The sequence below is a fragment of the Stenotrophomonas sp. YJH_SMC_12-1 genome, assembly GCF_059370935.1.
Genome location: NZ_JCAFUD010000002.1, coordinates 63,014 through 85,535, shown reverse-complemented (window position 1 = coordinate 85,535; position 22,522 = coordinate 63,014). Strand labels below are relative to the sequence as shown.

Here is a 22,522-nt window from a genome sequence, read left to right as displayed (position 1 = left end):
TGGAAACGGTTCGCCGATTCAGTCATCGCTGGCAGCGATCACTCATTCGCGAGTGCTGCTTTTATACCAGTGGCCCTACCCCCACGCAAGCTGGAAAGCCAGCAATGACGCGGGTTTCGGGCCATTGGACAGCGCGCGTCAATGCTTGACGCGCGCGCTTCCACTCGGTTTGGCCTTGCTGCGCACCGTGACACGCTGCGCACTCTTGCGCGCCTTCTTCGGTGCCAACGGACGCTCCAGCGCCAGGTCCAGGACCTCTTCGATGTACTTCACCGGGACGATCTTCAGATCGCGGGTGACGTTGGCCGGAATGTCGGCCAGGTCCTTGCGGTTCTCTTCCGGGATGATGACCGTGCGGATGCCGCCACGCAGTGCCGCCAGCAGCTTTTCCTTCAGGCCACCGATGGCGGTGACGCGACCCCGCAGGGTGATCTCGCCGGTCATCGCCACATCGGCACGCACCGGCACCTTGGTCAGCATCGACACCAGCGAGGTGACCATTGCCGCACCGGCGCTCGGGCCGTCCTTCGGGGTGGCGCCATCGGGCACGTGCAGGTGCACGTCGTGCTTCTGCAGGAAGTCGCTGTCGATGCCGAAGCCGACCGCGCGCGAACGCACCACCGACAGCGCCGCTGAAGCCGATTCCTTCATCACGTTGCCGAGCTGGCCGGTCAGGATCAGCTGGCCCTTGCCCGGCACCAGCGTCGATTCGATCTGCAGCAGATCGCCGCCCACCTCGGTCCAGGCCAGGCCGGTGACCAGGCCGATCTCGTTCTCTTCCTCGGCACGGCCGAAGTCGAAGCGACGCACGCCCAGGTACTTGTCCAGGTTCTTGCTGGACACGCTCACCAGCGCCTTCTTCTTCGCGCCCTTCTTCGCCTTGGCCGGCTGCGGGCCGGCCAGCGCGATCTCCTTCACCACCTTGCGGCAGATCTTGGCGATCTCGCGTTCCAGGTTGCGCACGCCCGATTCGCGCGTGTAGTAGCGCACGATGTCCTGGATGGCATCGCTGCCGATCTCCAGCTCTTCCGGCTGCAGGCCGTTGGCCTTGACCTGCTTGGGCACCAGATAGCGGGTGGCGATGTTGAGCTTCTCATCCTCGGTGTAGCCGGGGATGCGGATCACTTCCATGCGGTCCAGCAGCGGGCCGGGAATGTTGAGCGAGTTCGAGGTGGCCACGAACATCACTTCGGACAGGTCCAGGTCCACTTCCAGGTAATGGTCGTTGAATGCGTTGTTCTGCTCCGGGTCGAGCACTTCCAGCAGCGCCGAAGACGGATCGCCACGGAAGTCCATCGACATCTTGTCGATCTCGTCGAGCACGAACAGCGGGTTCTTGCTGCCGACCTTGTTGAGGTTCTGCACGATGCGGCCCGGCATCGAACCGACGTAGGTACGACGGTGGCCACGGATCTCGGCCTCGTCGCGCACGCCGCCCAGCGACATGCGCACGAACTTGCGGTTGGTGGCCTTGGCGATGGACTGGCCCAGCGAGGTCTTGCCCACGCCCGGCGGCCCGACCAGGCACAGGATCGGTCCCTTCATCTGCTTCACGCGCGACTGTACCGCCAGGTATTCAAGGATGCGTTCCTTGACCTTCTCCAGGCCGTAGTGATCGGCGTCGAGGGTGTCCTGCGCAGCCTTCAGGTCCTTGCGCACCTTGCTGCGCTTCTTCCACGGCACGCCCAGCAGCCACTCCAGGTAGTTGCGCACCACCGCGGCTTCGGCCGACATCGGCGACATCTGCTTGAGCTTGTTCAGTTCGTTGCGCGCCTTGGCTTCAACGGCCTTCGGCATGCCGGCTTCGGCGATCTTGCGGGCAAGTTCTTCCAGCTCCCCCGGTGCGTCGTCCAGGTCACCCAGTTCCTTCTGGATGGCCTTCATCTGTTCGTTGAGGTAGTACTCGCGCTGGCTCTTCTCCATCTGCGACTTCACGCGGCCGCGGATGCGCTTCTCCATCTGCTGCACGTCGATCTCGCCGTCGACCAGGCCGACCAGCATTTCCAGGCGGTCGCCCACGGCCAGCGTTTCCAGCAGGCGCTGCTTGTCGGCCAGGCGCACGCTGATGTGCGCGGCGATGGTGTCGGCCAGGCGCGCCGGCTCATCGATGCCCGACAACGTCTGCAACAGCTCCGGCGGCAGCTTGCGGTTGGTCTTGACGTACTGCTCGAACAGCGACATCAGCGAGCGGGCGATGGCCTCGACCTCGCGCGCTTCGCGCTCGTCAGTGGCGTCGATCTCCACCGCCTGGCCGTGCAGCGAGCCGTTGCGCTCGTCGACGTGGGTGACCTGCACGCGCGACAGTCCTTCGACCAGCACCTTGATGGTGCCGTCGGGCAGCTTCAGCAGCTGCAGCACCTGCGCCAGCGTACCGACCTGGTAGAGGTCGGCCGCATGCGGGTCGTCGGTTTCGGCCGACTTCTGCGCCAGCAGCAGGATGCGCTTGTCCGCCTCCATTGCCTGTTCGAGCGCGTGCATGGACTTGTCACGGCCGACGAACAGCGGGATGACCATGTGCGGGAACACCACTACGTCGCGCAGCGGCAGGACCGGCAGGTCGAGGGTTTCACTTGGGGAACGGGCCATGGGGGCTCCAGGGAAGGGGGAAAACCGCCTCCGGGAGGGCATCTTCCGGAGACAAAAAAAGCCGATGGCCCCGTTATGGGGCCATCGGCTTTCAGATGCAAGGCATTCCTTGAAAATCCTTTCCAATCAACAACCTGGAAGGATCACTCGGCGCCTGCGGCCTTCTGTTCAGGGGCCGCCGGGGTCTGGTAGATCAGGTACGGCTCGGACTTGTGCTCGATCACCGACTCGTCCACCACCACCTTGCTGACGTTTTCCTGCGACGGCAGGTCGTACATGGTGTCCAGCAGGACCGATTCGACGATGGTACGCAGGCCGCGGGCACCGGTCTTGCGCTTGAGCGCCTTGCGGGCAATGGCCGACAACGCGTCCGGGCGGAACTCCAGCTCGACGTTCTCCATCTCGAACAGCTTCTTGAACTGCTTGGTGATGGCGTTCTTCGGCTCGGTCAGGATCTTGATCAGGGCCGGCTCGTCCAGCTCCTCCAGGGTCGCCACCACCGGCAGGCGGCCGACGAACTCGGGAATCAGGCCGAACTTGATCAGGTCTTCCGGCTCGACTTCGGCCAGCACCTTGCCCACTTCCTGCTTGCGCTCGCTGCTCTTCACCTTGGCGCCGAAGCCGATGCTGCCGACGTCGGTGGAACGGGCCTGGATCACCTTGTCCAGCCCGGCGAACGCGCCGCCGCAGATGAACAGGATGTTCTTGGTGTCCACCTGCAGGAATTCCTGCTGCGGGTGCTTGCGGCCGCCCTGCGGCGGAACGCTGGCCACGGTGCCTTCGATCAGCTTCAGCAGGGCCTGCTGCACGCCTTCGCCGGACACATCGCGGGTGATCGACGGGTTCTCGCTCTTGCGCGAGATCTTGTCGATTTCATCGATGTAGACGATGCCCTGCTGCGCCTTCTCGACGTCGTAGTCGCACTTCTGCAGCAGTTTCTGGATGATGTTCTCCACGTCCTCGCCCACGTAACCGGCTTCGGTCAGCGTAGTGGCGTCGGCCATGGTGAACGGCACGTTGAGCAGGCGGGCCAGGGTCTCGGCCAGCAGGGTCTTGCCCGAACCGGTCGGGCCGACCAGCAGGATGTTCGACTTCGCCAGTTCGACGTCGTCGTTCTTCTGCCGGCTCTCGATGCGCTTGTAGTGGTTGTACACGGCCACGGCCAGGGTGCGCTTGGCGCGGTTCTGGCCGATCACGTACTGGTCGAGCACCTCGAGGATCTCGCGCGGCTTCGGCAGCGAACTGCGCGCCGACTGCGCCTTTTCCTCAAGCTCCTCGCGGATGATGTCGTTGCACAGCTCCACGCATTCATCACAGATGAACACGCTCGGACCCGCAATCAGCTTGCGCACTTCATGCTGGCTCTTGCCGCAGAAAGAGCAGTAGAGGATCTTGCCGGTGTCCGTGGAACGACCTTGGCGGTCTTCGCTCATGCTTCGCTTACCCAGTTACCCCACCCGCTGAACGGGGGTTCGATTCGAGAATAGCACAGGGCCGAGGGGACACCAGTCCCGCCCGACCCTGCAGGAACGAGGCCTCCATGGCCCCGTGAAGGCCGGTCAACCGGCCTGGATCGACTCATCCGGACGACGCTCCAGGACCTGGTCGACCAGACCGTAGGCCTGCGCCTCGAAGGCGCTCTTGAAGTTGTCGCGCTCGGTGTCGCGGGCGATCGTCTCCAGCGACTGGCCGGTGTGCTTGGCCAGCACCTCGTTCAGGCGCGAACGCAGGGTCAGGATCTCACGCGCGTGGATGTCGATGTCGGTGGCCTGGCCCTGGTAGCCGCCCAGCGGCTGGTGGATCATCACGCGCGAGTTCGGCAGCGCATAGCGCTTGCCGGCTTCGCCCGCGGCCAGCAGCAGGGCACCCATCGAGGCAGCCTGGCCGATGCAGGTGGTGCTCACATTCGGCTTGATGTACTGCATGGTGTCGTAGATCGCCATGCCGGCGGTGACCACGCCACCCGGCGAGTTGATGTAGATGTTGATGTCCTTTTCCGGGTTTTCCGATTCCAGGAACAGCAACTGCGCCACCACCACGTTGGCCATGTGATCGTCGATCGGGCCCACGAGGAAGATCAGGCGCTCCTTCAACAGGCGCGAATAGATGTCGTAGGCACGCTCGCCGCGGCTGGTCTGCTCGACCACCATCGGAACCAGGTTCAGGGCTTTGGTTCGGTTGTCCATTACGTGAGGTACCTATCTTGGGGGGCAACAACCCCGCGCCGGCAAAGGCGCGGGGCATCCGGTGATCCGCCCGGGCTTACTGGCGGATCGCGTCCTGGAACGACAGCTTCTCTTCGGTGTGCTGGGCACGCTCGGCGATCCAGTCGATCACCTGCTCTTCCATCACACGGTTCTGCAGGCCAGACATCAGCTGGGGGTCGTTGCGGTACATCTCAATGACCTGCTCCGGCTCTTCGTAGGTCGAAGCGATCAGACGCATCGTTTCGTTCAGGCGCTTGGCTTCCAGGCGCAGGTCGTTGATGCGGGCCACTTCACCGACCAGCAGGCCGACCAGCACGCGCTTGGCGGCCGCTTCCTTGAAGCCTTCGTGGGCATCGGCCGGGATCTCGCCGACGTTCTGGCCGTTGCGGCGGATCTGCTCGACCTGCTGGGCCAGCATGGCACGGGCTTCGTTCTCGACCAGGCGCGGCGGCATTTCCACCGAGGAATAGGCGGCGATCAGCTGCTCGCCCACTTCGCGGCGCAGGCGGTTCATCAGGGCGCCCTTCAGCTCGCGCTCCAGGTTGGCGCGGATGTCGCTGCGGAACTGCTCCACATCGCCACCCTTCACGCCGAAGCTCTTGATGAAGGCTTCGTCGACCGCCGGCACGACCGGCTCGGACACTTCGGCGACCTTGACGGTGACCTGCACGGTCTTGCCGGCCAGCACCGGCACACGCCAGTCCGCCGGGAACTCGACGTCCAGGGTCTTCTCTTCGCCCTTGGCCAGGCCGACCAGGCCCTTTTCAATGGTCTCGAACATCATGCCCTGTCCGAGCACGATCGAACCCTTCTCGGTGCCTTCGGCCGGCAGGCGCTCTTCACCGGCCTGCGACCAGGTTTCCACCGCGACCAGGTCACCGTCCTGCGCGCCACGGCTGACCGGGGCCCAGGTACGACGCTGGTTCTGCAGGTTCTCGATCATCTGGTCGATGTCGGCGTCGGTGATCTCGGCGGTGTGGCGCACGACAGTCAGCTTGCTGACGTCGATGTCGCCGAAGTCCGGCACCACTTCCACGGTGGCCACGAAGGAGAATTCACCCTCGTCGCCCTTGTCGATGCGCGGGCTGCCGACGATGCGCAGATCGTGCTCGCGCACGGCCGCGTCGAAGGTTTCGCGCAGCAGGCCGTCCAGCGCCTCGCCACGGACCTGCGCGCCGAAGCGCTGCTCGATCACCTTGGCCGGCACCTTGCCCGGACGGAAACCCTTGATGCGGGTGGTACGGGCGATTTCGCCCAGGCGGCCGGCGATGTGGCTCTGCAGACGGTCTTCCGGCAGCGAGAAGCTCAGGCGGCGTTCCAGGTTGCCGGTGGATTCGATCGAAGCTTGCATGTTGACTCCTGCCACCGGTGGCGCAGGCCCCCGGCTCGATGATTGGGATGAAACGGTTGTAAGGACACGACGTCTGGGACGCGCCTGCTTGCCGCAGCCCTTTAGTTTCGCCCAATTCGGCCTGCACTGCCAGCGCGTGCCGGTCAAGGGGGGCAGCGGGGCCCGATCAGGGCGGGGGACAGGCCGGCACTGGTGCGAAAGGGGGGACTCGAACCCCCACGCCTTGCGGCACTGGAACCTAAATCCAGGGCGTCTACCAATTCCGCCACTTTCGCGTGGCCGGCACAGGCGTTCATTGTCGCAGGCGCCGGCTGGAATCGGAAGGCCTGCACAAAACTGAACATGACAGGCAGGCACATCGTCCGCGCCAAAGGCCGTCCCGAAAGTCAGGCGACCGTTCGGGACGGCAGCCACTCAGTGTTTCGCCGCGGCAGGGCGCGCAGATGCGTCAGCGCCCTGCCCAGCCGCATCCACCTTGCGGATGTCCACGCCACCATCATCGGTGCGACGCAGGTCCACAGCCTCGCTGGCGGCCCCACCCTCCGCCAGCGATGCCGGCTGCGCGACTCCGGCGATCGGGCGCGCCGGAACGGCCCCGGTGCCCGCATCGCGCTCGACCGTCTTCGCCGGGTCACTGCCAGGTGCGCAGGCCATCAGCGCCAGCAACGCGAAAGGAACCCACGCCATCCGGCACAGTCGGTTGATATCAGTCATCAGCTTCTTCCTTCTCACATGCGCCCTCGGCGCAGAAGATCCATTGGGTGCGATGAAAGAGGCAATGCGGTGAGAAGCAGCGCACAGCATTGAGAACACTGATGACGCACATGCCCCTGGTTTCAGCACCGCTTCAGTAGATCCACGCCATGCGTGGATGAAGCGCAACCCGGCAAACAGGCAAGAAAAAAAGCCACTTGGCGAACCAAGTGGCTTTCGTCTGGTGGGCTGTCAAGGATTCGAACCTTGGACCTATTGATTAAGAGTCAACTGCTCTACCAACTGAGCTAACAGCCCGAAATCGGGGCGCGAATTATGACCCGATCCGCTCGGTGGGTGCAAGCACTTTTTTCAACATCGTTGAAACAAGCGCTGCAGTCCCGCTGCCGCTGCAGAACCCCGCCAGGCGGAGCGCTTCAGCGCGTGATCCATCGAAATGACGGGTTCACACTTATAAGAAAAAAGCCACCTGGCGTACCAGGTGGCTTCTGTCTTGGTGGGCCGTCAAGGATTCGAACCTTGGACCTATTGATTAAGAGTCAACTGCTCTACCAACTGAGCTAACGGCCCGTGAAACTCAGACACACATTGTAGCGTGCATTCTGTTTATTGCAATACCGCTCCGGCGGCGCCGATACGGTTGAAACAGTGGGGTGGCTGAGGGGATTCGAACCCCCGACCACCGGAATCACAATCCGGTACTCTAACCAACTGAGCTACAGCCACCACTGAAACTTCTGCTCCCCTGCCGATGCTGCCAGCAGTGGAACCTGATGCGTTGCGACCGGGTGGGACCAGAAGGCCGTCCCCTGAAGCGAGTCCGGCATTTTCCGGGAGTCGCGAAGGAATTGCAAGCATTTCTTCACATTGATGTGCCGGTCGCCATTCCGCGTCGCGCTGCGCACGCGCCCGCCTCAGCGCCGATCCTCATCCAGCAGTGACTTGAACAGATCGGCCGACGGCATCTGCGAAAGCGGGATTTCCGCCATCTTGAACCACTGCGTCGGCGCTTCCGGATGGGGTCCCGACAGCACCACCCTGCCCTTCCCGTGGCGATACGACGCAGCCGCAATGTCGCCATTGGTGTAGCGGGAAATCACCTTGAACCCTTGGTCGCGTGGCGCCTTGGGCAGGTAGGGACCGTCCTGGAAGTACACCGTCTGGCGGCGCCCGTCCCAGACGACGGGAATCACGGCATCGTCTTCATCCTGCACCGGGAATCCCGGCCTGCCGGCCTCGGCGTCCAGGTCCTGCGCCAACAGGCCCAGATGCGATGCACCGGCCAGGTAGGCCCCCATGCACAGGCCGATGTAGGTTCCACCTGCATCGACGAAACGACGGATGACTGCCGCCCCCTCTTCGCCCACCGCCGCCATCGCGGCGTCGATGTCCTGCCCGCCCCCCGGCTGCACATAGGCCCGGTAGCGCGACGTGGCCAGCGAATCGACATCGACGGCCTCGCCCGGGCCGACGAACACCACGTGATAGTCCGGACGCGAACGATGGATGGCCTGTTCGACGGCCTCCGAACACCCTGGGCAACCGGCCTCGCCGCGGTAGACCGCAATCACTGGGGCGTTGGCGGACGCCTGCACGGCAAGCCCCAGGCCCATCGCCAGCAGCAGACAGCGCGATCGCGCAACGGTGTTCATCAAGGGATGGCTCAGCGCAGTCACCCCGGCATGGGGCAGGCCGACTATGCATCGGCCACGACGGACCAGATTGAATGCGCGCCAACACAGCGCAGGACCAGGCAGAGGCCGGTAACAACAGGACCTGCAGGAGATGGGTGAAATGGCGCGCCCGACAGGAATCGAACCTGTAACCGCCGGCTTAGAAGGCCGGTGCTCTATCCAGTTGAGCTACGGGCGCCCGGACCGGAACGGTGTCCAATCCGACGTGATGTGGGATTGGTCGGGGTAGAGGGATTCGAACCCCCGACATCCTGCTCCCAAAGCAGGCGCGCTACCAGACTGCGCTATACCCCGGTCTTGCAATCCCCTCGGGGCCAGGCCCGGGGAGCTGATCATTGTGGCCAAGCGCATCATGAACTGTCAACGCGGGCGACTCGAACGCGACGCCTGGCACGGCACCACGTGCAGCCATCAGCTATGCTCCCGGTCATCGGCCGGATGGCCGTCCAGCCCCTCATCCGCACGGAGAACACGCATGCGCAGCGGCAACCCGGCTCTTTCCGAGTCGACCTTCCTCGACCTCGCCAGCGGCTCGGTGGTGACCAGCCCCGACCAGGTGATGACTCTCAACGGCACCGCCAACAAGACCGGCATCCTGCTGTTGTTGACCGTGCTGACCGCGGCGTTCGCCTGGAGCCAGGCGGTCGACGAGTACGGCCAGATTTCCGGCAGCGCGAGCCTGTACGCCATCGGTGGGGCGATCGGCGGCCTGGTGCTGGCGTTGATCACCATCTTCAAGAAGGAATGGTCGCCGGTCACCGCGCCGATGTACGCGCTGGTCGAAGGCCTGTTCCTGGGCGCCGTGTCGGCGCTGTTCAACATGAAGTACCCGGGTATCGTGTTCCAGGCCGTACTGCTGACCTTCGGCACCCTGGCCGCCCTCCTGGTCGCATACCGCAGCGGCGTGATCAAGGCCACCGAGAACTTCAAGATGGGCGTGGTCGCCGCCACCGGCGGCATTGCCTTGCTCTACCTGGCATCGTTCGTGCTGGGCTTTTTCAACATCAACGTGCCGGTGATCCATGACTCCAGCTGGCTGGGCATCGCTTTCAGCCTGTTCGTGGTGGTCGTGGCTGCATTGAACCTTGTACTGGACTTCGACTTCATCGAGACCGGCGTGGCCCAGCGCGCGCCGAAGTACATGGAGTGGTATGGCGCATTCGGCCTGATGGTGACCCTGGTCTGGCTGTATGTGGAATTCCTGCGCCTGCTGTCGAAGATCCAGCAGCGCTGAATCGGAACATGCCATAGACGACAAAGGGCGCCTCTCGTGGCGCCCTTTTTCGTTCCTCCCTCAGCGCGCCAGCAGCGTCGGCAGCGACGAGGCCAGCAACGCAATGCCTGATGCGGTCAGCAGGCCCAGTACGACCTGCCTGAAGCGCAGCTCGCTGATGCCGATGTAGACGCGCGCGCCCAGCAGGGTCGGCACCAGCATGGCTGGCGCCACGATGGCGAAGTACGGGAGCATCTGCCGGCTCACCAGGCCACTGCCGACATAGGTGGCCATGGTCACCGCCAGCATGGCCAGATTGAAGTTCTGGATGACCGCGCGCTGCTCGTCCTTGCCGAAGCCGCGCAGCGTGCTCCACAACGTCGGCACCGGCCCGGCGAAGCCGCCGATGCCGCTGAGCACGCCACCGGCCATGCCAGCAATCGCATCACCGATACGGCCGCCAACGCGGACCGGAGGCAACGAGCGCACCATCAGCATCACCGGGCACCACAACGCCAGGAAGCCGCCCAACAGCGCCTTGAACCAGTCCATCTCCAGCTGCGGCAACACCATCACGCCCAGCGGAATGCCGGCCAACCCGCCCAGCACGAACGGCAGCAGCAGGCGCAGGTTGAATCCGCGGCGCACGGTGAACACCGCGACCAGCTGGCCGACCAGCGCGCCGAACACCGACAGCGTGGCCGCCAGTCGCGGCTCCAGCCCCCATGCCCAGAACGACATCACCACCATGCCAAAGGCGAAGCCGGACAGGCCCTGCACGAATCCGGCGACGATCGCGCCCAGTGCGACCAGCAGATACACCGACTCCATCACCACCTCGATTGCAGCCGCGCGACTACCCTGCCGCGCCCACCTGTGCAGCGTAGTGCGCCGCAAGGTGCTCGACCAGCGCACGCACTTTCGGCGCCAGCGCACGTGCATGCGGATACAGCGCGAAGTAGCGCCGCTGTCCGGCGTGCCAGGCAGGCAGCACACGGATCAAACGACCGGCGCGTAGGTCTTCCTGCACCGTCAGTGCGGTGAACAGGCTGATGCCCATTCCCGCAAGCGCGGCGGCATACAGTGCCGGCGTGGCATCCACGCGCAGGCGCTGGCCAGCCTCGATGTTCATGCTGGCACCACGCGGCCCCTGCAGCTGCCAGGGCGGCATTGACGGTGTGGGACTGAAGCCCAGCAGCGTGTGCTGCGCGAGATCCGATGCCTGACGCGGCAGGCCATGACGCGCCAGGTAGGCTGGGGCGGCCACCAGGATGCGCGAGCAGCTGGCCAGTTCACGTGCGACCAGCTGGCTGTCCGGCAACGCATGCGCGATGCGCAGGGCCAAGTCAAACCCACCACCGACGACATCGACCAGCTGATCATCGGCCGACAGATCCAACGAGACGTGCGGGTAACGCTGCAGGAACGACGGCAACCAATGCTGCAACTCCTGGCTGGCCACGACCTGCGGCACGCTGATGCGTACGCTACCACTGGGTTGCGCCTGCCCGGCGCGGGCACGGTCGTCCGCCTCCTGCAGGCGGTCCAGCAGCGTTGCCGCCTCGCGGTAGTAGTCGCGCCCGGCCTCGGTCAATGACAGCCTGCGGCTGTTGCGATCGAGCAAGCGAACCTGCAGATGCTCTTCCAGCTGGCGCAGTTGCCGTGACATCGCCGAGTGAGTGGTCCCCAGGCGTTCAGCGGCCGCGGTGAAACTGCCCGCGTCAACGATGGCGCGCAGCGCACGCAGGGCGGCGAAGTGATCCATCGGCGGGCAACTCCATGTGGCGGGGCCCACGGCATGCGGGCCCCGCCAGCTTATCAAGCGCCGTCGCCGGCCTTGCGCACCGGCAACGCCAGGATCGCGTCGGTACTCATGACATCACCGAAGGCGTCTTCGATCTGCGCCAGCGAGGCATCGTGCAGCGCGCGATGATCGATGCGCTGGCCACCAGCCAGGTCCAGGTCACGACTGGCGCTGGCATCGGACGACACGATCACCCGGTAACCACGGGGTGCGGCCGCCGCGTCGCGCGCGGCACCGGCCACACAAGCATGGGTCTGCAGGCCGGTGACGATCAGGGTGTCGATGCCGGCATCCTTCAGCACCGTGTCGAGCACCGCGGCCGAGCTGCCAGCGAACACACTGACGTTGTCCTTCTGCACGACCGTCTCGCCCTTGCGCGGCTGCAGGTCGCGATGGAAGTCGGCATTGACGCTGCCCTGCGCGAACAGCGGTGCACCGGCCGGCAACACGTGCTGCACGTGGATCACGCGGATGCCGTGGGCATCGGCGAACGCGACCACCCGCTTGGCCTGGCGCAGTGCGGCCACGCCATCGGGAATGACCATGCGGCCACCGGCAAAGCCCGGCGCGGCCTTGGCATCGAAGTACTCGTTCTGGAAGTCGATCACCAGCACGGCGGTCCTCGCTGCATCCAGCGAGGTCGCGACCGGCGCGCCCGCCATATAGCGGATGGTGGGATGGGCCGACTCGGCGGCAACAACCGGAATGGTGGCGGCCATGCCGATCAGGCTGGCCAGGCCGAAGGCGGTGAGATTCATGGAGCGACTCCTGTGCAGTGGAAAGTGGGCACAGGATGCAGAGCGGATGGCGCACGAACCAGCCGTGCAACAGCACATGATCTGTGCGAAATACGCACAGACAACCCCTGTAGACCCCCCCATGGGTGGCTGCGGACCAAAGCCCCGCCATCCACGCATGGCGTGGATCTACGAGTCAGCCCACAACGCAACGGGGCGCCCGAAGGCGCCCCGCTGTGGATTCAACCGAGGTCGCCCGGCCGCTTACAGGCGGCTGGCGATGGCCTGGGCAAAGCTCATGGTGGTGCCGGTACCGCCCAGGTCGCCGGTCAGCGAATCCTTGGCTTCCATGGTGGCCACGATGGCCTTGCGCAGGCGCTCGGCGTTTTCCGGCTGGCCGATATGGTCCAGCATCTGCGCGGCTGCCAGCAGCAGCGCGCACGGGTTGGCCTTGCCCTGGCCGGCGATGTCCGGCGCGGTGCCGTGCACGGCTTCGAAGATCGCCGCGTCCTTGCCGATGTTGGCACCCGGGGCCAGGCCCAGGCCACCCACCAGGCCGGCGCACAGGTCGGAGATGATGTCGCCGAACAGGTTGGTGGTGACAATCACGTCGAACTGTTCCGGACGCATCACCAGCTGCATGCAGCAGTTGTCGACGATCATTTCCTGGAACTCGATGTCCGGGTACTGCGCGGCCACTTCACGGGCGACGTTCAGGAACAGGCCCGAGGTCGACTTGATGATGTTGGCCTTGTGCACAGCGGTGACCTTCTTGCGGCCGGTGCTCTTGGCCAGCTCGAAGGCGTAGCGCACGATGCGCTCGGAGCCCTTGCGGGTGATGCGGGTGCCGGAGAAGGCGGTCTCGCCGTCGGCCGACACTTCCTGGCCTTCGGCCAGGTAGGCACCCTCGGTGTTCTCACGAACGGTGATCAGGTCGACGTTGTCGAAACGCGACTTGGTGTTCGGGAAGGTGTGGGCCGGACGCACGTTGGCGTACAGGTCGAAATGGCGGCGCAGGCTGACGTTGATCGAGGTGAAGCCACCACCGACCGGGGTGGTCAGCGGGCTCTTCAGCGCGACCTTGTTGCGCGCGATCGATTCCAGGGTCACCGCCGGCATCAGGTCGCCGTGCTTTTCCAGGGCCACCAGGCCGGCGTCGGCGTCTTCGTACTCCAGGCCAGTCTTGAGCTGGTCGAGCACGAACAGGGTGGCGTCCATGATTTCCGGGCCAATGCCGTCGCCGCGGATGACCGTAATTTTCTGCGTCATTGATCGATGTTCCGAACAGGGGGAAAAACGCCGTCCGGACGTGCCCGGAAACGCCGGCGCAAAGGAAGTTTCACCGGCAATTATGCCTTAGCCGGGGCCGGCTACCCAAGTAGACCATGGTCCTGACCCCGGCAAAGGCATAATTGCCCGCGCATTCTTCCTCTACCCCCGCCTGTCGGCGCGCCCCTTCAACAAGAAGGGGCTCCTGGGCTGCTGGATCGCTGGACAGGCCCCAGCGCGCTGGCGGTAGTGCCGGCCGCTGGCCGGCAACCTCGGCCAGGTCGAGTTCAGGCGATGCCGGCCAGCGGCCGGCACTACCCTCAGTGCTCGTGCGCTGCCGGAGCGCTGGCGCCGCCTTCAAGCTGGTCGAGGAAGTCGACCGCGCGGCGCAGGTGCGGGATCACGATGGAACCGCCGACCACCAGGCCGACCGAGAAGGTCTCGAAGAACTCTTCACGGGTCACGCCGGCGTCCTTGCACTGGGCCACGTGGTAGCTGATGCAGTCGTCGCAGCGCAGCACCATCGAGGCCACCAGGCCCAGCAGTTCCTTGGTCTTCACGTCCAGCGCGCCGGCCTGGTAGGTCTGCGTGTCCAGTGCGAAGAAGCGCCGCACCACCTGGTTCGGTTCGCCCAGGATGCGTTCGTTCATGCGCTTGCGGAACTCGGTGAATTCGGCGATGCGGTCCTTGCTGCCGTCGTCGGCCGCGCTCATGCCTGGCCCTGCCCGGCCAGCAGCGGCTCGAGCTTGCCTTCACGGTGCAGGGCCATCATGTCGTCGTAGCCGCCCACGTGGACGTCGCCGACGAAGATCTGCGGCACGCTGGTGCGGCGGGTCAGTGCCATCATCTTCTCGCGCTCGGCCGGGTCCAGGTCGATGCGGACCTCGGTCCACTGCTGGCCCTTGCTCTTCAGGAAGTTCTTGGCGGCCACGCAATACGGGCAGACGGCGGTGGAATAGATGGTGATGGCGGGGGCGCCGCCGGCGGTCTGGGCTGTCACGGGAAACTCCACGATGGATCGACGGTCTACATATGGTACCGGTGCGCTGGAAATTCCACGCCACCGCCGCAACACTGTGGGTTAACGAATGGTTGCCCCCTGCCCTGCCACGCTTGGCGCGCCCTGCCCGAGGACCTTCCGCTTGCGAGCCCTGCTGCTGACTACCGCCGTTACCCTGGCCCTGGCCATGCCGCTGGCCCAGGCCCAGGCCCAGGAGAAGCTGCCCGACATCGGCTCCTCGGCCGGCGAGCTGCTGACCCCGGCGCGCCAGGCCGAGTACGGCGCGATGATGCTGCGCGAGCTGCGCAACTATGGCTACCTGCTGGACGACCCACTGGTGAACGACTGGCTGCAGACCATGGGCACCCGGCTTGGCTCCAACAGCGACCAGCCGCGCCAGCCCTACACGTTCTTCGTGATGAAGGACCGCCAGATCAACGCCTTCGCCACGCTGGGCGGCTATATCGGGGTCAATGCCGGCCTGGTGCTGACCGCCGAGCGCGAGGACGAGGTGGCTGCAGTGCTGTCGCACGAAATCGCGCACGTCACCCAGCAGCACGTGCTGCGCGGGGTCGAACGCGCCCAGCGCGACCAGATCCCGATCCTGCTCGGCATGCTGGCGGCGGTGGTAGCCGCGCAGGCCAGCAACAGCACCTCCTCCGGCAACGCGACGATGGCCGCGATCAGCTCCGGCATGGGCCTGATGCAGCAGCGGCAGATCAACTACACGCGCTCCAACGAATCGGAGGCCGACCGCCTCGGCATCCGCACCCTGTCGCGCAGCGGCTACGACGTGGATGCCATGGCCGGCTTCTTCGAGCGCATGTCGGCGGCGATGCGCGGCAACGAGGGCGGCTACAGCGTGCCCGAGTTCCTGCGCACCCATCCGGTCAACATCACCCGCATCAGCGAGGCCAAGGCCCGCGCCGAGCAGATGAAGAAGGACACGGTGCTGCTGACCACCAGCACCCCCAGCGGCGAGCGCAAGGAGCGGGTGAATCCAGCCGATCCGGGCCTGGCCGAGCCGCTGCTGCGCGGAAACAACCCGTTGCTTCCCAGCAGCGTGCTGCGCGTTCCGGTCGGCCAGCTGGCCCGTGGCGCCAGTGGCGACTTCGAGTGGGCGCGCGAGCGCCTGCGCGTGCTGAGCGCCGATTCCACCGCCGAGCTGGAGCGCGAATACGCGGACATGGCCAAGCGGCAGAAGGACGGTCTCAACGACGCCCAGCGCTATGGCCAGGCGCTGGCGGTCATGCGCGGCGGCCGCAGCGGTGCCACGCAGGCCCGGCAGACCCTGGCCAGCCTGCTACAGACCCGCCCGGACAACCTGTGGCTGGCACTGGGCCTGGGCGAGGCCGAATCGCGTGCCGGACTGGGCGCGCAGGCCAACACCCGTTTCGAGCAGCTGCTGCGCGAGCACCCCAACAGCCGGCCCGTGGCCCTGACCTACGCCGAGATCCTGAACGAACAGGGCACCCGCGAGGCCGGCCAGCGCGCGCAGGCCATGCTGCGGCCCCTGCTGTCGCAAAGTGGTAACGATCCGGTCTTCCAGCAGCGATACGCCCGCGCCAGCGAGCTGGCCGGTGACAGCGTGCGCGCCAGCGAGGCCTATGCCGAGGCCGCCTTCCTCAGCGGCCGCCCGGAGCAATCGCTGATGCAGCTGCAGGCCCTCAAGCGCAACCCGGCGCTGGACTACGTGGGCCGGGCGCGGGTGGATGCGCGCATCGAGGCGATCACCCCCACCGTGCTGGAGCTGCGCCGCCAGGGCGTGCAGGACCCGGACCTGGACCGCCGCTGAGTGCTGCGTGACCGGTCGATGGCAATCCCGACCGGTTCCGGCCAGGTAGTCACAAACATGTCATCAAACCGTAGTCTACTGGCACCACTCCAGTAACCGAGCCCTACGGTGTCCTCGTGCAGAAACGCATCCTGATCGTCGATGACGAGCCCGCGATCCGTGAAATGGTCGCCTTCGCCCTGCGCAAGGGCGATTACGAACCGGTCCACGCCGGCGATGCCCGTGAGGCCCAGACCGCCATCGCCGATCGCGTCCCCGACCTGATCCTGCTGGACTGGATGCTGCCCGGCACCAGCGGCCTGGACCTGGCCCGCCGCTGGCGCAAGGAAACGCTGACCCGCGAAGTGCCGATCATCATGCTGACCGCCCGCGGTGAAGAGAACGACCGCGTAGGTGGCCTTGAAGCCGGCGTCGACGACTATGTGGTCAAGCCGTTCTCGGCGCGCGAACTGCTGGCCCGCATCCGTGCGGTCATGCGCCGCGCCCGCGAGGACGACGAGGACGGCAGCGTGGCCGTCGGCCCGATCCGCATCGACGGCGCCGCCCATCGCGTGTTCGCCAACGACCAGCCGGTGCCGATCGGCCCGACCGAGTACCGCCTGCTGCACTTCTTCATGACCCACCCCGAGCGCGTCTACACCCGCGCCCAGCTGCTGGACCATGTGTGGGGCGGCAGCGTGTACGTGGAGGAGCGCACCATCGACGTGCACATCCGCCGCCTGCGCAAGACGCTGGAACCGTTCAACGCCGAGAACATGGTGCAGACCGTGCGCGGCGCCGGCTACCGCTTCTCCACCGCGACCTGAGTCTCGTCGTGCCGACGCCGCGCACCCGCGGGTGCCGGCGCCGGCAACTCTGCTATAACCCTCGGTTCACCCCAGTGAACCGCCGCACTTCAACGACGAGATCGCAATGCCCCGCCACATCCGCTCTGCCTGGTTGAAGACCCTGGCCACCGTTGCCGCGGTACTGCTGTTCTCCGGACTGGTGGGGTGGTTCACGGGTCACCTGTGGCTGTGCATCGCACTGGGCGCGCTGGCCACCCTGGCCTGGCATTACTGGCGGCTGCGCAGCGTGCTGCGCCGGCTGACCGCGCGCCAGCGCTGGGACACCGCCGAGGAAGGCACCGGCGTCTGGAACGAGCTGGACCGCCTGCTGTACCGCAACCAGGTGGAAATGCGCGTTCGCAAGCGCCGCCTGCTCGACATGCTGCGCAGCTACCGCGCCGCTGCCGCCGCGCTGCCCGATGCCGTGGTGGTGCTGGACCGCAACAGCCAGCGCGTGCAGTGGTTCAACGAAGCGGCCACCGCCCTGCTTGGCCTGCATCATCCGGGCGACCTCGGCGAGGCGCTGGTCGAACGCCTGCAGCCGATGCCGCTGGCGCACTGGTTGGCCGGCGGCCGCAACGCCGAGCCGATCCTGGACGTGCCCTCACCGGTCGATCCTGCGATCCGCCTGAACCTGCGACTGATTCCGTATTCTTCGGACTACTGGCTGCTGATCGCCCGCGACGTCAGCAAGCTGCTGCGCCTGGAACAGGTGCGCCGCGACTTCGTCGCCAACGTTTCACACGAACTGCGCACGCCGCTCACCGTGGTCCACGGTTACCTGGACATGATGGACCCGGAGGATTTCCCGGGCACCGGTCCGATGCTGGAAGAAATGCGCAAGCAGAGCCAGCGCATGGCCCAGCTGGTGGAAGACCTGCTGACCCTGTCGCGGCTGGAATCGCAGGAGCACAGCGAGGAAGAGACCGTCGCCATGCAGCCGATGCTGGCCACACTACGCCGCGAGGCCGAAGCGCACAGCCAGGGCCGCCACCAGATCAGCATCGACGATCTGGCCGGCGTCGACCTGCAGGGTTCCACCAAGGAGCTGCATAGCGCCTTCTCCAACCTGGTCACCAATGCGGTGCGCTATACGCCGGCCGGTGGCCGCATCGCCGTGGAGTTCCGCCGCGAAGGCGATGGCGCGGTGCTGGCAGTGCGCGATTCCGGTTACGGCATCCCGGCTTCCCACCTGCCACGCCTGACCGAACGTTTCTACCGTGTCTCCAGCAGCCGCTCCCGCGAAAGCGGCGGTACCGGCCTGGGCCTGTCCATCGTCAAGCACATCCTCGGCCTGCACCACGCGCGGCTGGAGATTGAAAGCGAGGTCGGCAAGGGCTCGGTGTTTTCCTGCCATTTCGATGCCGACCACGTGCGCCCGCGCGAGTCCGCCCCCCTGACTTCCATCGAAGAATGACGCCATGAGCAGCCTCGGATCCCTCCCCCTCCCCGTGAGCCCGGACAACGATCCGTTGCGCGACCCGGCGCTCTACATCAACCGCGAGCTGTCGCAGCTGGATTTCAACTTCCGCGTGCTGGCGCAGGCGATGGATCCGCAGGTGCCGCTGCTGGAGCGCCTGCGCTTCATGTGCATCTCCTGCACCAACCTGGACGAGTTCTTCGAGATCCGCGCCGCCGCCGTCCGCCACGCGCAGGAATTCGGCCTGCCACCGGCACCGGACGGGATGAGCCCGCAGGCGATCCTCAACGCCATCCACGACCGCGCGGCACAACTGGTCGACCAACAGTACCGCTGCTGGAACGAGACGCTGCGCCCGGCGCTGATGGAGGCCGGCATCGGCGTGCTCGGCCGCCACTCCTGGACCGATCGGCAGAGGCGCTGGCTGCGCGCCTATTTCCGCAACGAGATCATGCCGGTGCTGTCGCCGCTGGGCCTGGACCCGGTGCACCCGTTCCCGAAGATCCTCAACAAGTCGCTGAACATCGTGGTGGTGCTGAAGGGTACCGACGCGTTCGGCCGCGCCGGCCATCTGGCCATCGTGCGTGCGCCGCGCTCGCTGCCGCGCATCATCCAGCTGCCGGAGAAGCTCGGCGGGTCGCAGAATTTCGTGTTCCTGTCCTCGGTGCTGTCCACCTTCGTCGATGAGCTGTTCCCGGGCATGGAAGTCCAGGGGGCCTACCAGTTCCGCGTCACCCGCAACTCCGAGCTGGTGGTGGACGAGGAGGAGGTGGAGAACCTGGCGCTGGCACTGCGCGACGAACTGGTCGATCGCGGCTACCGGCCGGCGGTGCGGCTGGAAATCGCGCAGGACATGCCGCGCGAGATCGTGCGCACCCTGCTGCAGAACTTCGGCCTGACCGAGAACGCGGTGTACCGCATCGACGGCCCGGTCAACCTCAACCGCATCATCCAGTTGTACGACCTGATCGCACAGCCGGACCTGAAGTACCCGCCAATGACCCCGCGCACGCTGCGCGACAGCGACGGCATCTTCGAGACCGCGGCGCGCCAGGACCTGCTGCTGCACCACCCGTTCGATGCTTTCACCGCGGTGCTGGACCTGATCCGGCAGGCGGCGATCGACCCCAACGTGCTGGCGATCAAGCAGACCCTGTACCGCACCGGCAAGGATTCGCTGATTGTCGATGCGCTGATCCAGGCCGCGCGCAACGGCAAGGACGTGACCGTGGTCGTTGAACTGCGCGCACGCTTCGACGAAGAGGCAAACCTGGGCCTGGCCGATCGCCTGCAGGAAGCCGGCGTGCAGGTGGTGTACGGCGTGGTCGGCTACAAGACCCACGCCAAGATGCTGCTGATCGTGCGCCGCGAGGGCCGCAAGCTGCGCCGCTATGTACACCTGGGCACCGGCAACTACCACAGCGGCACCGCCCGCGCGTACACCGACATCAGCCTGATCACCGCCGATGCGGACATCGGCAACGACGTGCACCTGCTGTTCCAGCAGCTGTCCGGGCTGGCCTCGAAGATGAAGCTCAAGCGCCTGCTGCAGTCGCCCTTCACCCTGCACACCGGCATCCTCGGCCGCATCGAGCGCGAAACGCGCATCGCCGCCGCCGGCCGCCCCGCGCGGATCATCGCCAAGATGAACGCGTTGAACGAACCGCAAGTGGTGCGCGCGCTGTACGCCGCCTCGCAGGCCGGCGTGCAGATCGACCTGATCATCCGCGGCGCCTGCACCCTGCGCCCGGGTGTGCCGGGCATCTCGGACAACATCCGCGTGCGCTCGATCGTCGGCCGCTTCCTGGAGCACAGCCGCGTCTACTGGTTCGGCAACGACGGCGCACCGGAGATGTACTGCGCCAGCGCCGACTGGCTGGAGCGCAACCTGCTGCGCCGGGTCGAGACCTGCTTCCCGATTCTCGACCCGGAGCTGGCCAAGCGGGTCTACCGCGAGGTGCTGCAGAACTACCTGGACGACAACCTCAACGCCTGGGAACTGGATGCCGACGGCATCTACCACAAGCGTGCCCCGGCCCACGACGAAGCCCCGCATTCTGCGCAGATGGCATTGATGCAGGGGCTCTGACCCGGTGTGTCGACCAAGGTCGACACCTACCAAGAGCAGTAGGCACCGATTTGGGGCGGGATAGGATCAGTGCCGACCAACGGTCGGCACCCACCATCAGATCGCAGAAATCTGTCGAAGGCGGGGTGGGTCCGCCATCCCACGGATACCCCGCTTTTGACGTTGACGTTGACGTTGCCTCTGCGGGTGCAGGGCGCAGCCCTGCCGCACTCCCCTCTTCCAAAATGTGAAGGCCGCGCGGTGACGAGCACACCGTCCCTTCGGCTAACATTCGCCCATGCCGCATACCACTACGACTCCGCCCGCATTGCAGGATGGCGACCTGCTGGCCGCCATCGACCTTGGCTCCAATAGTTTCCACATGGTCATCGCGCGCTACACGCTCGGCCAGCTGCGGGTGATCGACCGCCTGCGCGAAACCGTGCGCATGGCCGATGGCCTGGATGGCAAAGGTGGGCTCTCTTCCGCCGCACGGCAGCGCGCGCTGGAATGCCTGGCCCGCTTCGGCCAGCGCATCCGCAATGTGCCGCCGCACCGGGTACGCGCGCTGGCCACCAACACCGTACGCCAGCTGCGCTCGCCGCAGTCGTTCCTGGTCCCGGCCGAAACCGCGCTGGGGCATGCCATCGAAGTGGTCAGTGGCCGCGAAGAAGCGCGCCTGATCTACCTCGGCGTGGCCCACGCGCAACCGCCCAAGCCCGGCCAGCGCCGGCTGGTCATCGACATCGGCGGCGGCTCCACCGAATTCATCATCGGCATGGGCATGCAGACCCTGGAGCGTGAAAGCCTGCAGGCCGGCTGCATCGCCAGCACCCGCCGCTTCTTCCCCGGCGGCAAGCTGAGCAAGAAGCGCTGGAAGGACGCGCTGGCCGAGATCGGCCGCGAGTTCCAGCCCTTTGCCAGCAAGTACCGCGCACTGGGCTGGCAGGAAGCGCTCGGATCTTCGGGCACGCACAAGGCAATCAGCGAGATCTGCGCGACGATGAAGCTGAGCAAGGGCGCGATCACCGCTGAGGCCCTGCCCCAGCTGCGCGACGAGCTGCTGAAGGCCAAGAAGATCGACGACATCCAGTTGCCGGGCCTGTCCAGCGACCGCCGCCCGATCATCGCCGGCGGCATCCTGGTGCTGGAGGCCGCCTTCCAGGCCCTGGGCCTGCAGAAGCTGCTGGTCAGCAAGGCGGCGATGCGCGAAGGCATCCTGTACGACATCGTCGGCCGTGCCGGTGAGAACGACCTGCGCGACGAATCGGTGGCCGCGCTCAGCCAGCGCTACGGCATCGATACGGTACAGGCCGACCGTGTGCAGGACACCGCGCTGTCGCTGCTGGAGCAGGTGCAGGAGCGCTGGAAACTCGATGCCGACGACGCACGCATGCTCGGCTGGGCCGCGCGCCTGCACGAGCTGGGCCTGATGATTGCCCACAGCGGCTACCACGTGCATGGCAGCTACGTGCTGGAACACTCGGACATCGCCGGCTTCTCGCGGCAGGAGCAGCAGATGCTGGCCGCACTGGTACGCAGCCATCGCCGCAGCGTGACCAAGACCGCGTTCGACGCCCTGCCCGAGCGCCTGCTGCTGACCGCACGCCGGTTGGCCGCCCTGCTGCGCCTGGCGGTACTGCTCAACCGCGCCCACGAGGACGATCCGCTGCCGGCATTGGAATTGACCGCGGACGACAACCGCCTGTCGCTGATCGTGCCGCAGGCCTTCATCGATGCGCGTCCACTGCTCCGCGCCGACCTGATCGGCGAGACCGACGGCATCGCCGGGCTGGGCATCCAGTTCCGGCCGTTCGTGGCCTGATCCCTACGGCCA

The 22,522-nt window shown here is 66.0% G+C and carries 18 protein-coding genes and 6 tRNA genes; 6 read left to right on the top strand and 18 right to left on the bottom strand.

Annotated features, from left to right (window positions below):
- Positions 1-138 precede the first annotated feature (138 nt).
- The 12 genes from lon to AC5P8Y_RS03790 all read right to left on the bottom strand — a co-directional run bounded on the left by lon (position 139) and on the right by AC5P8Y_RS03790 (position 8,846).
- A complete protein-coding gene (gene lon / locus AC5P8Y_RS03845; protein ID WP_033835467.1) occupies positions 139-2,586 on the bottom strand; it encodes an endopeptidase La in 2,448 nt (815 codons plus the stop codon).
- Positions 2,587-2,729: 143 nt separating this feature from the next.
- On the bottom strand, positions 2,730-4,019 hold the full coding sequence (gene clpX, locus AC5P8Y_RS03840) for an ATP-dependent Clp protease ATP-binding subunit ClpX (protein ID WP_004154600.1): 1,290 nt from the start codon (positions 4,017-4,019) through the stop codon (positions 2,730-2,732).
- A gap of 126 nt (positions 4,020-4,145) precedes the next feature.
- On the bottom strand, positions 4,146-4,772 hold the full coding sequence (clpP, locus tag AC5P8Y_RS03835) for an ATP-dependent Clp endopeptidase proteolytic subunit ClpP (protein ID WP_004146318.1): 627 nt from the start codon (positions 4,770-4,772) through the stop codon (positions 4,146-4,148).
- Positions 4,773-4,848: 76 nt separating this feature from the next.
- Positions 4,849-6,144 carry a trigger factor gene (gene tig / locus AC5P8Y_RS03830; protein ID WP_049403865.1) on the bottom strand — a complete coding sequence of 432 codons (1,296 nt, stop codon included), beginning with the start codon at positions 6,142-6,144 and terminating at the stop codon, positions 4,849-4,851.
- A gap of 190 nt (positions 6,145-6,334) precedes the next feature.
- Positions 6,335-6,419 (bottom strand) — tRNA-Leu (locus tag AC5P8Y_RS03825).
- Between the two features lie 139 nt (positions 6,420-6,558).
- Positions 6,559-6,858, bottom strand: a complete 300-nt coding sequence (locus AC5P8Y_RS03820) for a hypothetical protein (protein WP_049403864.1) — start codon at positions 6,856-6,858, stop codon at positions 6,559-6,561.
- 221 nt (positions 6,859-7,079) lie between these two features.
- Positions 7,080-7,155: transfer RNA gene (locus AC5P8Y_RS03815), tRNA-Lys, on the bottom strand.
- A gap of 197 nt (positions 7,156-7,352) precedes the next feature.
- A tRNA-Lys gene (locus AC5P8Y_RS03810) sits at positions 7,353-7,428 on the bottom strand.
- Positions 7,429-7,507: 79 nt separating this feature from the next.
- A tRNA-His gene (locus tag AC5P8Y_RS03805) sits at positions 7,508-7,584 on the bottom strand.
- A 188-nt stretch (positions 7,585-7,772) separates the two neighbouring features.
- On the bottom strand, positions 7,773-8,510 hold the full coding sequence (locus tag AC5P8Y_RS03800) for a BPL-N domain-containing protein (RefSeq protein WP_005408266.1): 738 nt from the start codon (positions 8,508-8,510) through the stop codon (positions 7,773-7,775).
- 143 nt (positions 8,511-8,653) lie between these two features.
- A tRNA-Arg gene (locus tag AC5P8Y_RS03795) sits at positions 8,654-8,730 on the bottom strand.
- A 39-nt stretch (positions 8,731-8,769) separates the two neighbouring features.
- Positions 8,770-8,846, bottom strand: a tRNA-Pro gene (locus tag AC5P8Y_RS03790).
- 181 nt (positions 8,847-9,027) lie between these two features.
- Between AC5P8Y_RS03790 and AC5P8Y_RS03785 the strand changes: the two genes are divergently transcribed.
- Positions 9,028-9,786: a Bax inhibitor-1/YccA family protein gene (locus AC5P8Y_RS03785; RefSeq protein ID WP_005408265.1), complete on the top strand. Its 759-nt coding sequence runs from the start codon at positions 9,028-9,030 to the stop codon at positions 9,784-9,786.
- Between the two features lie 60 nt (positions 9,787-9,846).
- Here the strand turns inward: AC5P8Y_RS03785 and AC5P8Y_RS03780 are convergent, their stop codons facing one another.
- The 6 genes from AC5P8Y_RS03780 to grxC all read right to left on the bottom strand — a co-directional run bounded on the left by AC5P8Y_RS03780 (position 9,847) and on the right by grxC (position 14,575).
- Complete coding sequence (locus tag AC5P8Y_RS03780) at positions 9,847-10,596, bottom strand: sulfite exporter TauE/SafE family protein (RefSeq protein WP_049403862.1); 750 nt, start codon at positions 10,594-10,596, stop codon at positions 9,847-9,849.
- Positions 10,597-10,621: 25 nt separating this feature from the next.
- Positions 10,622-11,530: a LysR family transcriptional regulator gene (locus AC5P8Y_RS03775; RefSeq protein ID WP_033835463.1), complete on the bottom strand. Its 909-nt coding sequence runs from the start codon at positions 11,528-11,530 to the stop codon at positions 10,622-10,624.
- A 53-nt stretch (positions 11,531-11,583) separates the two neighbouring features.
- Complete coding sequence (locus tag AC5P8Y_RS03770; RefSeq protein WP_049403860.1) at positions 11,584-12,327, bottom strand: cysteine hydrolase family protein; 744 nt, start codon at positions 12,325-12,327, stop codon at positions 11,584-11,586.
- Positions 12,328-12,570: 243 nt separating this feature from the next.
- On the bottom strand, positions 12,571-13,575 hold the full coding sequence (locus AC5P8Y_RS03765) for an isocitrate dehydrogenase (protein WP_033835461.1): 1,005 nt from the start codon (positions 13,573-13,575) through the stop codon (positions 12,571-12,573).
- A 320-nt stretch (positions 13,576-13,895) separates the two neighbouring features.
- Positions 13,896-14,288 carry a carboxymuconolactone decarboxylase family protein gene (locus AC5P8Y_RS03760; protein ID WP_049433210.1) on the bottom strand — a complete coding sequence of 131 codons (393 nt, stop codon included), beginning with the start codon at positions 14,286-14,288 and terminating at the stop codon, positions 13,896-13,898.
- A complete protein-coding gene (gene grxC, locus AC5P8Y_RS03755) occupies positions 14,285-14,575 on the bottom strand; it encodes a glutaredoxin 3 (protein WP_004154541.1) in 291 nt (96 codons plus the stop codon). Before grxC ends, AC5P8Y_RS03760 begins: the two co-directional genes overlap by 4 nt.
- Positions 14,576-14,717: 142 nt before the next feature.
- Between grxC and AC5P8Y_RS03750 the strand changes: the two genes are divergently transcribed.
- The 5 genes from AC5P8Y_RS03750 (at position 14,718) to ppx (ending at position 22,510) form a co-directional block, all read left to right on the top strand.
- The gene (locus tag AC5P8Y_RS03750; RefSeq protein WP_049403855.1) at positions 14,718-16,370 is read left to right on the top strand and encodes a M48 family metalloprotease; all 1,653 of its coding nucleotides are present in this window, start codon (positions 14,718-14,720) and stop codon (positions 16,368-16,370) included.
- Positions 16,371-16,486: 116 nt separating this feature from the next.
- Complete coding sequence (gene phoB / locus AC5P8Y_RS03745) at positions 16,487-17,176, top strand: phosphate regulon transcriptional regulator PhoB (RefSeq protein WP_005408258.1); 690 nt, start codon at positions 16,487-16,489, stop codon at positions 17,174-17,176.
- A 106-nt stretch (positions 17,177-17,282) separates the two neighbouring features.
- Positions 17,283-18,614: a phosphate regulon sensor histidine kinase PhoR gene (phoR, locus tag AC5P8Y_RS03740; protein WP_005412369.1), complete on the top strand. Its 1,332-nt coding sequence runs from the start codon at positions 17,283-17,285 to the stop codon at positions 18,612-18,614.
- Between the two features lie 4 nt (positions 18,615-18,618).
- On the top strand, positions 18,619-20,706 hold the full coding sequence (ppk1, locus tag AC5P8Y_RS03735) for a polyphosphate kinase 1 (RefSeq protein ID WP_005408256.1): 2,088 nt from the start codon (positions 18,619-18,621) through the stop codon (positions 20,704-20,706).
- Between the two features lie 277 nt (positions 20,707-20,983).
- Positions 20,984-22,510 (top strand): exopolyphosphatase, encoded by a 1,527-nt coding sequence (gene ppx / locus AC5P8Y_RS03730; RefSeq protein ID WP_005408255.1) that lies wholly within the window; start codon positions 20,984-20,986, stop codon positions 22,508-22,510.
- Positions 22,511-22,522 lie beyond the last annotated feature (12 nt).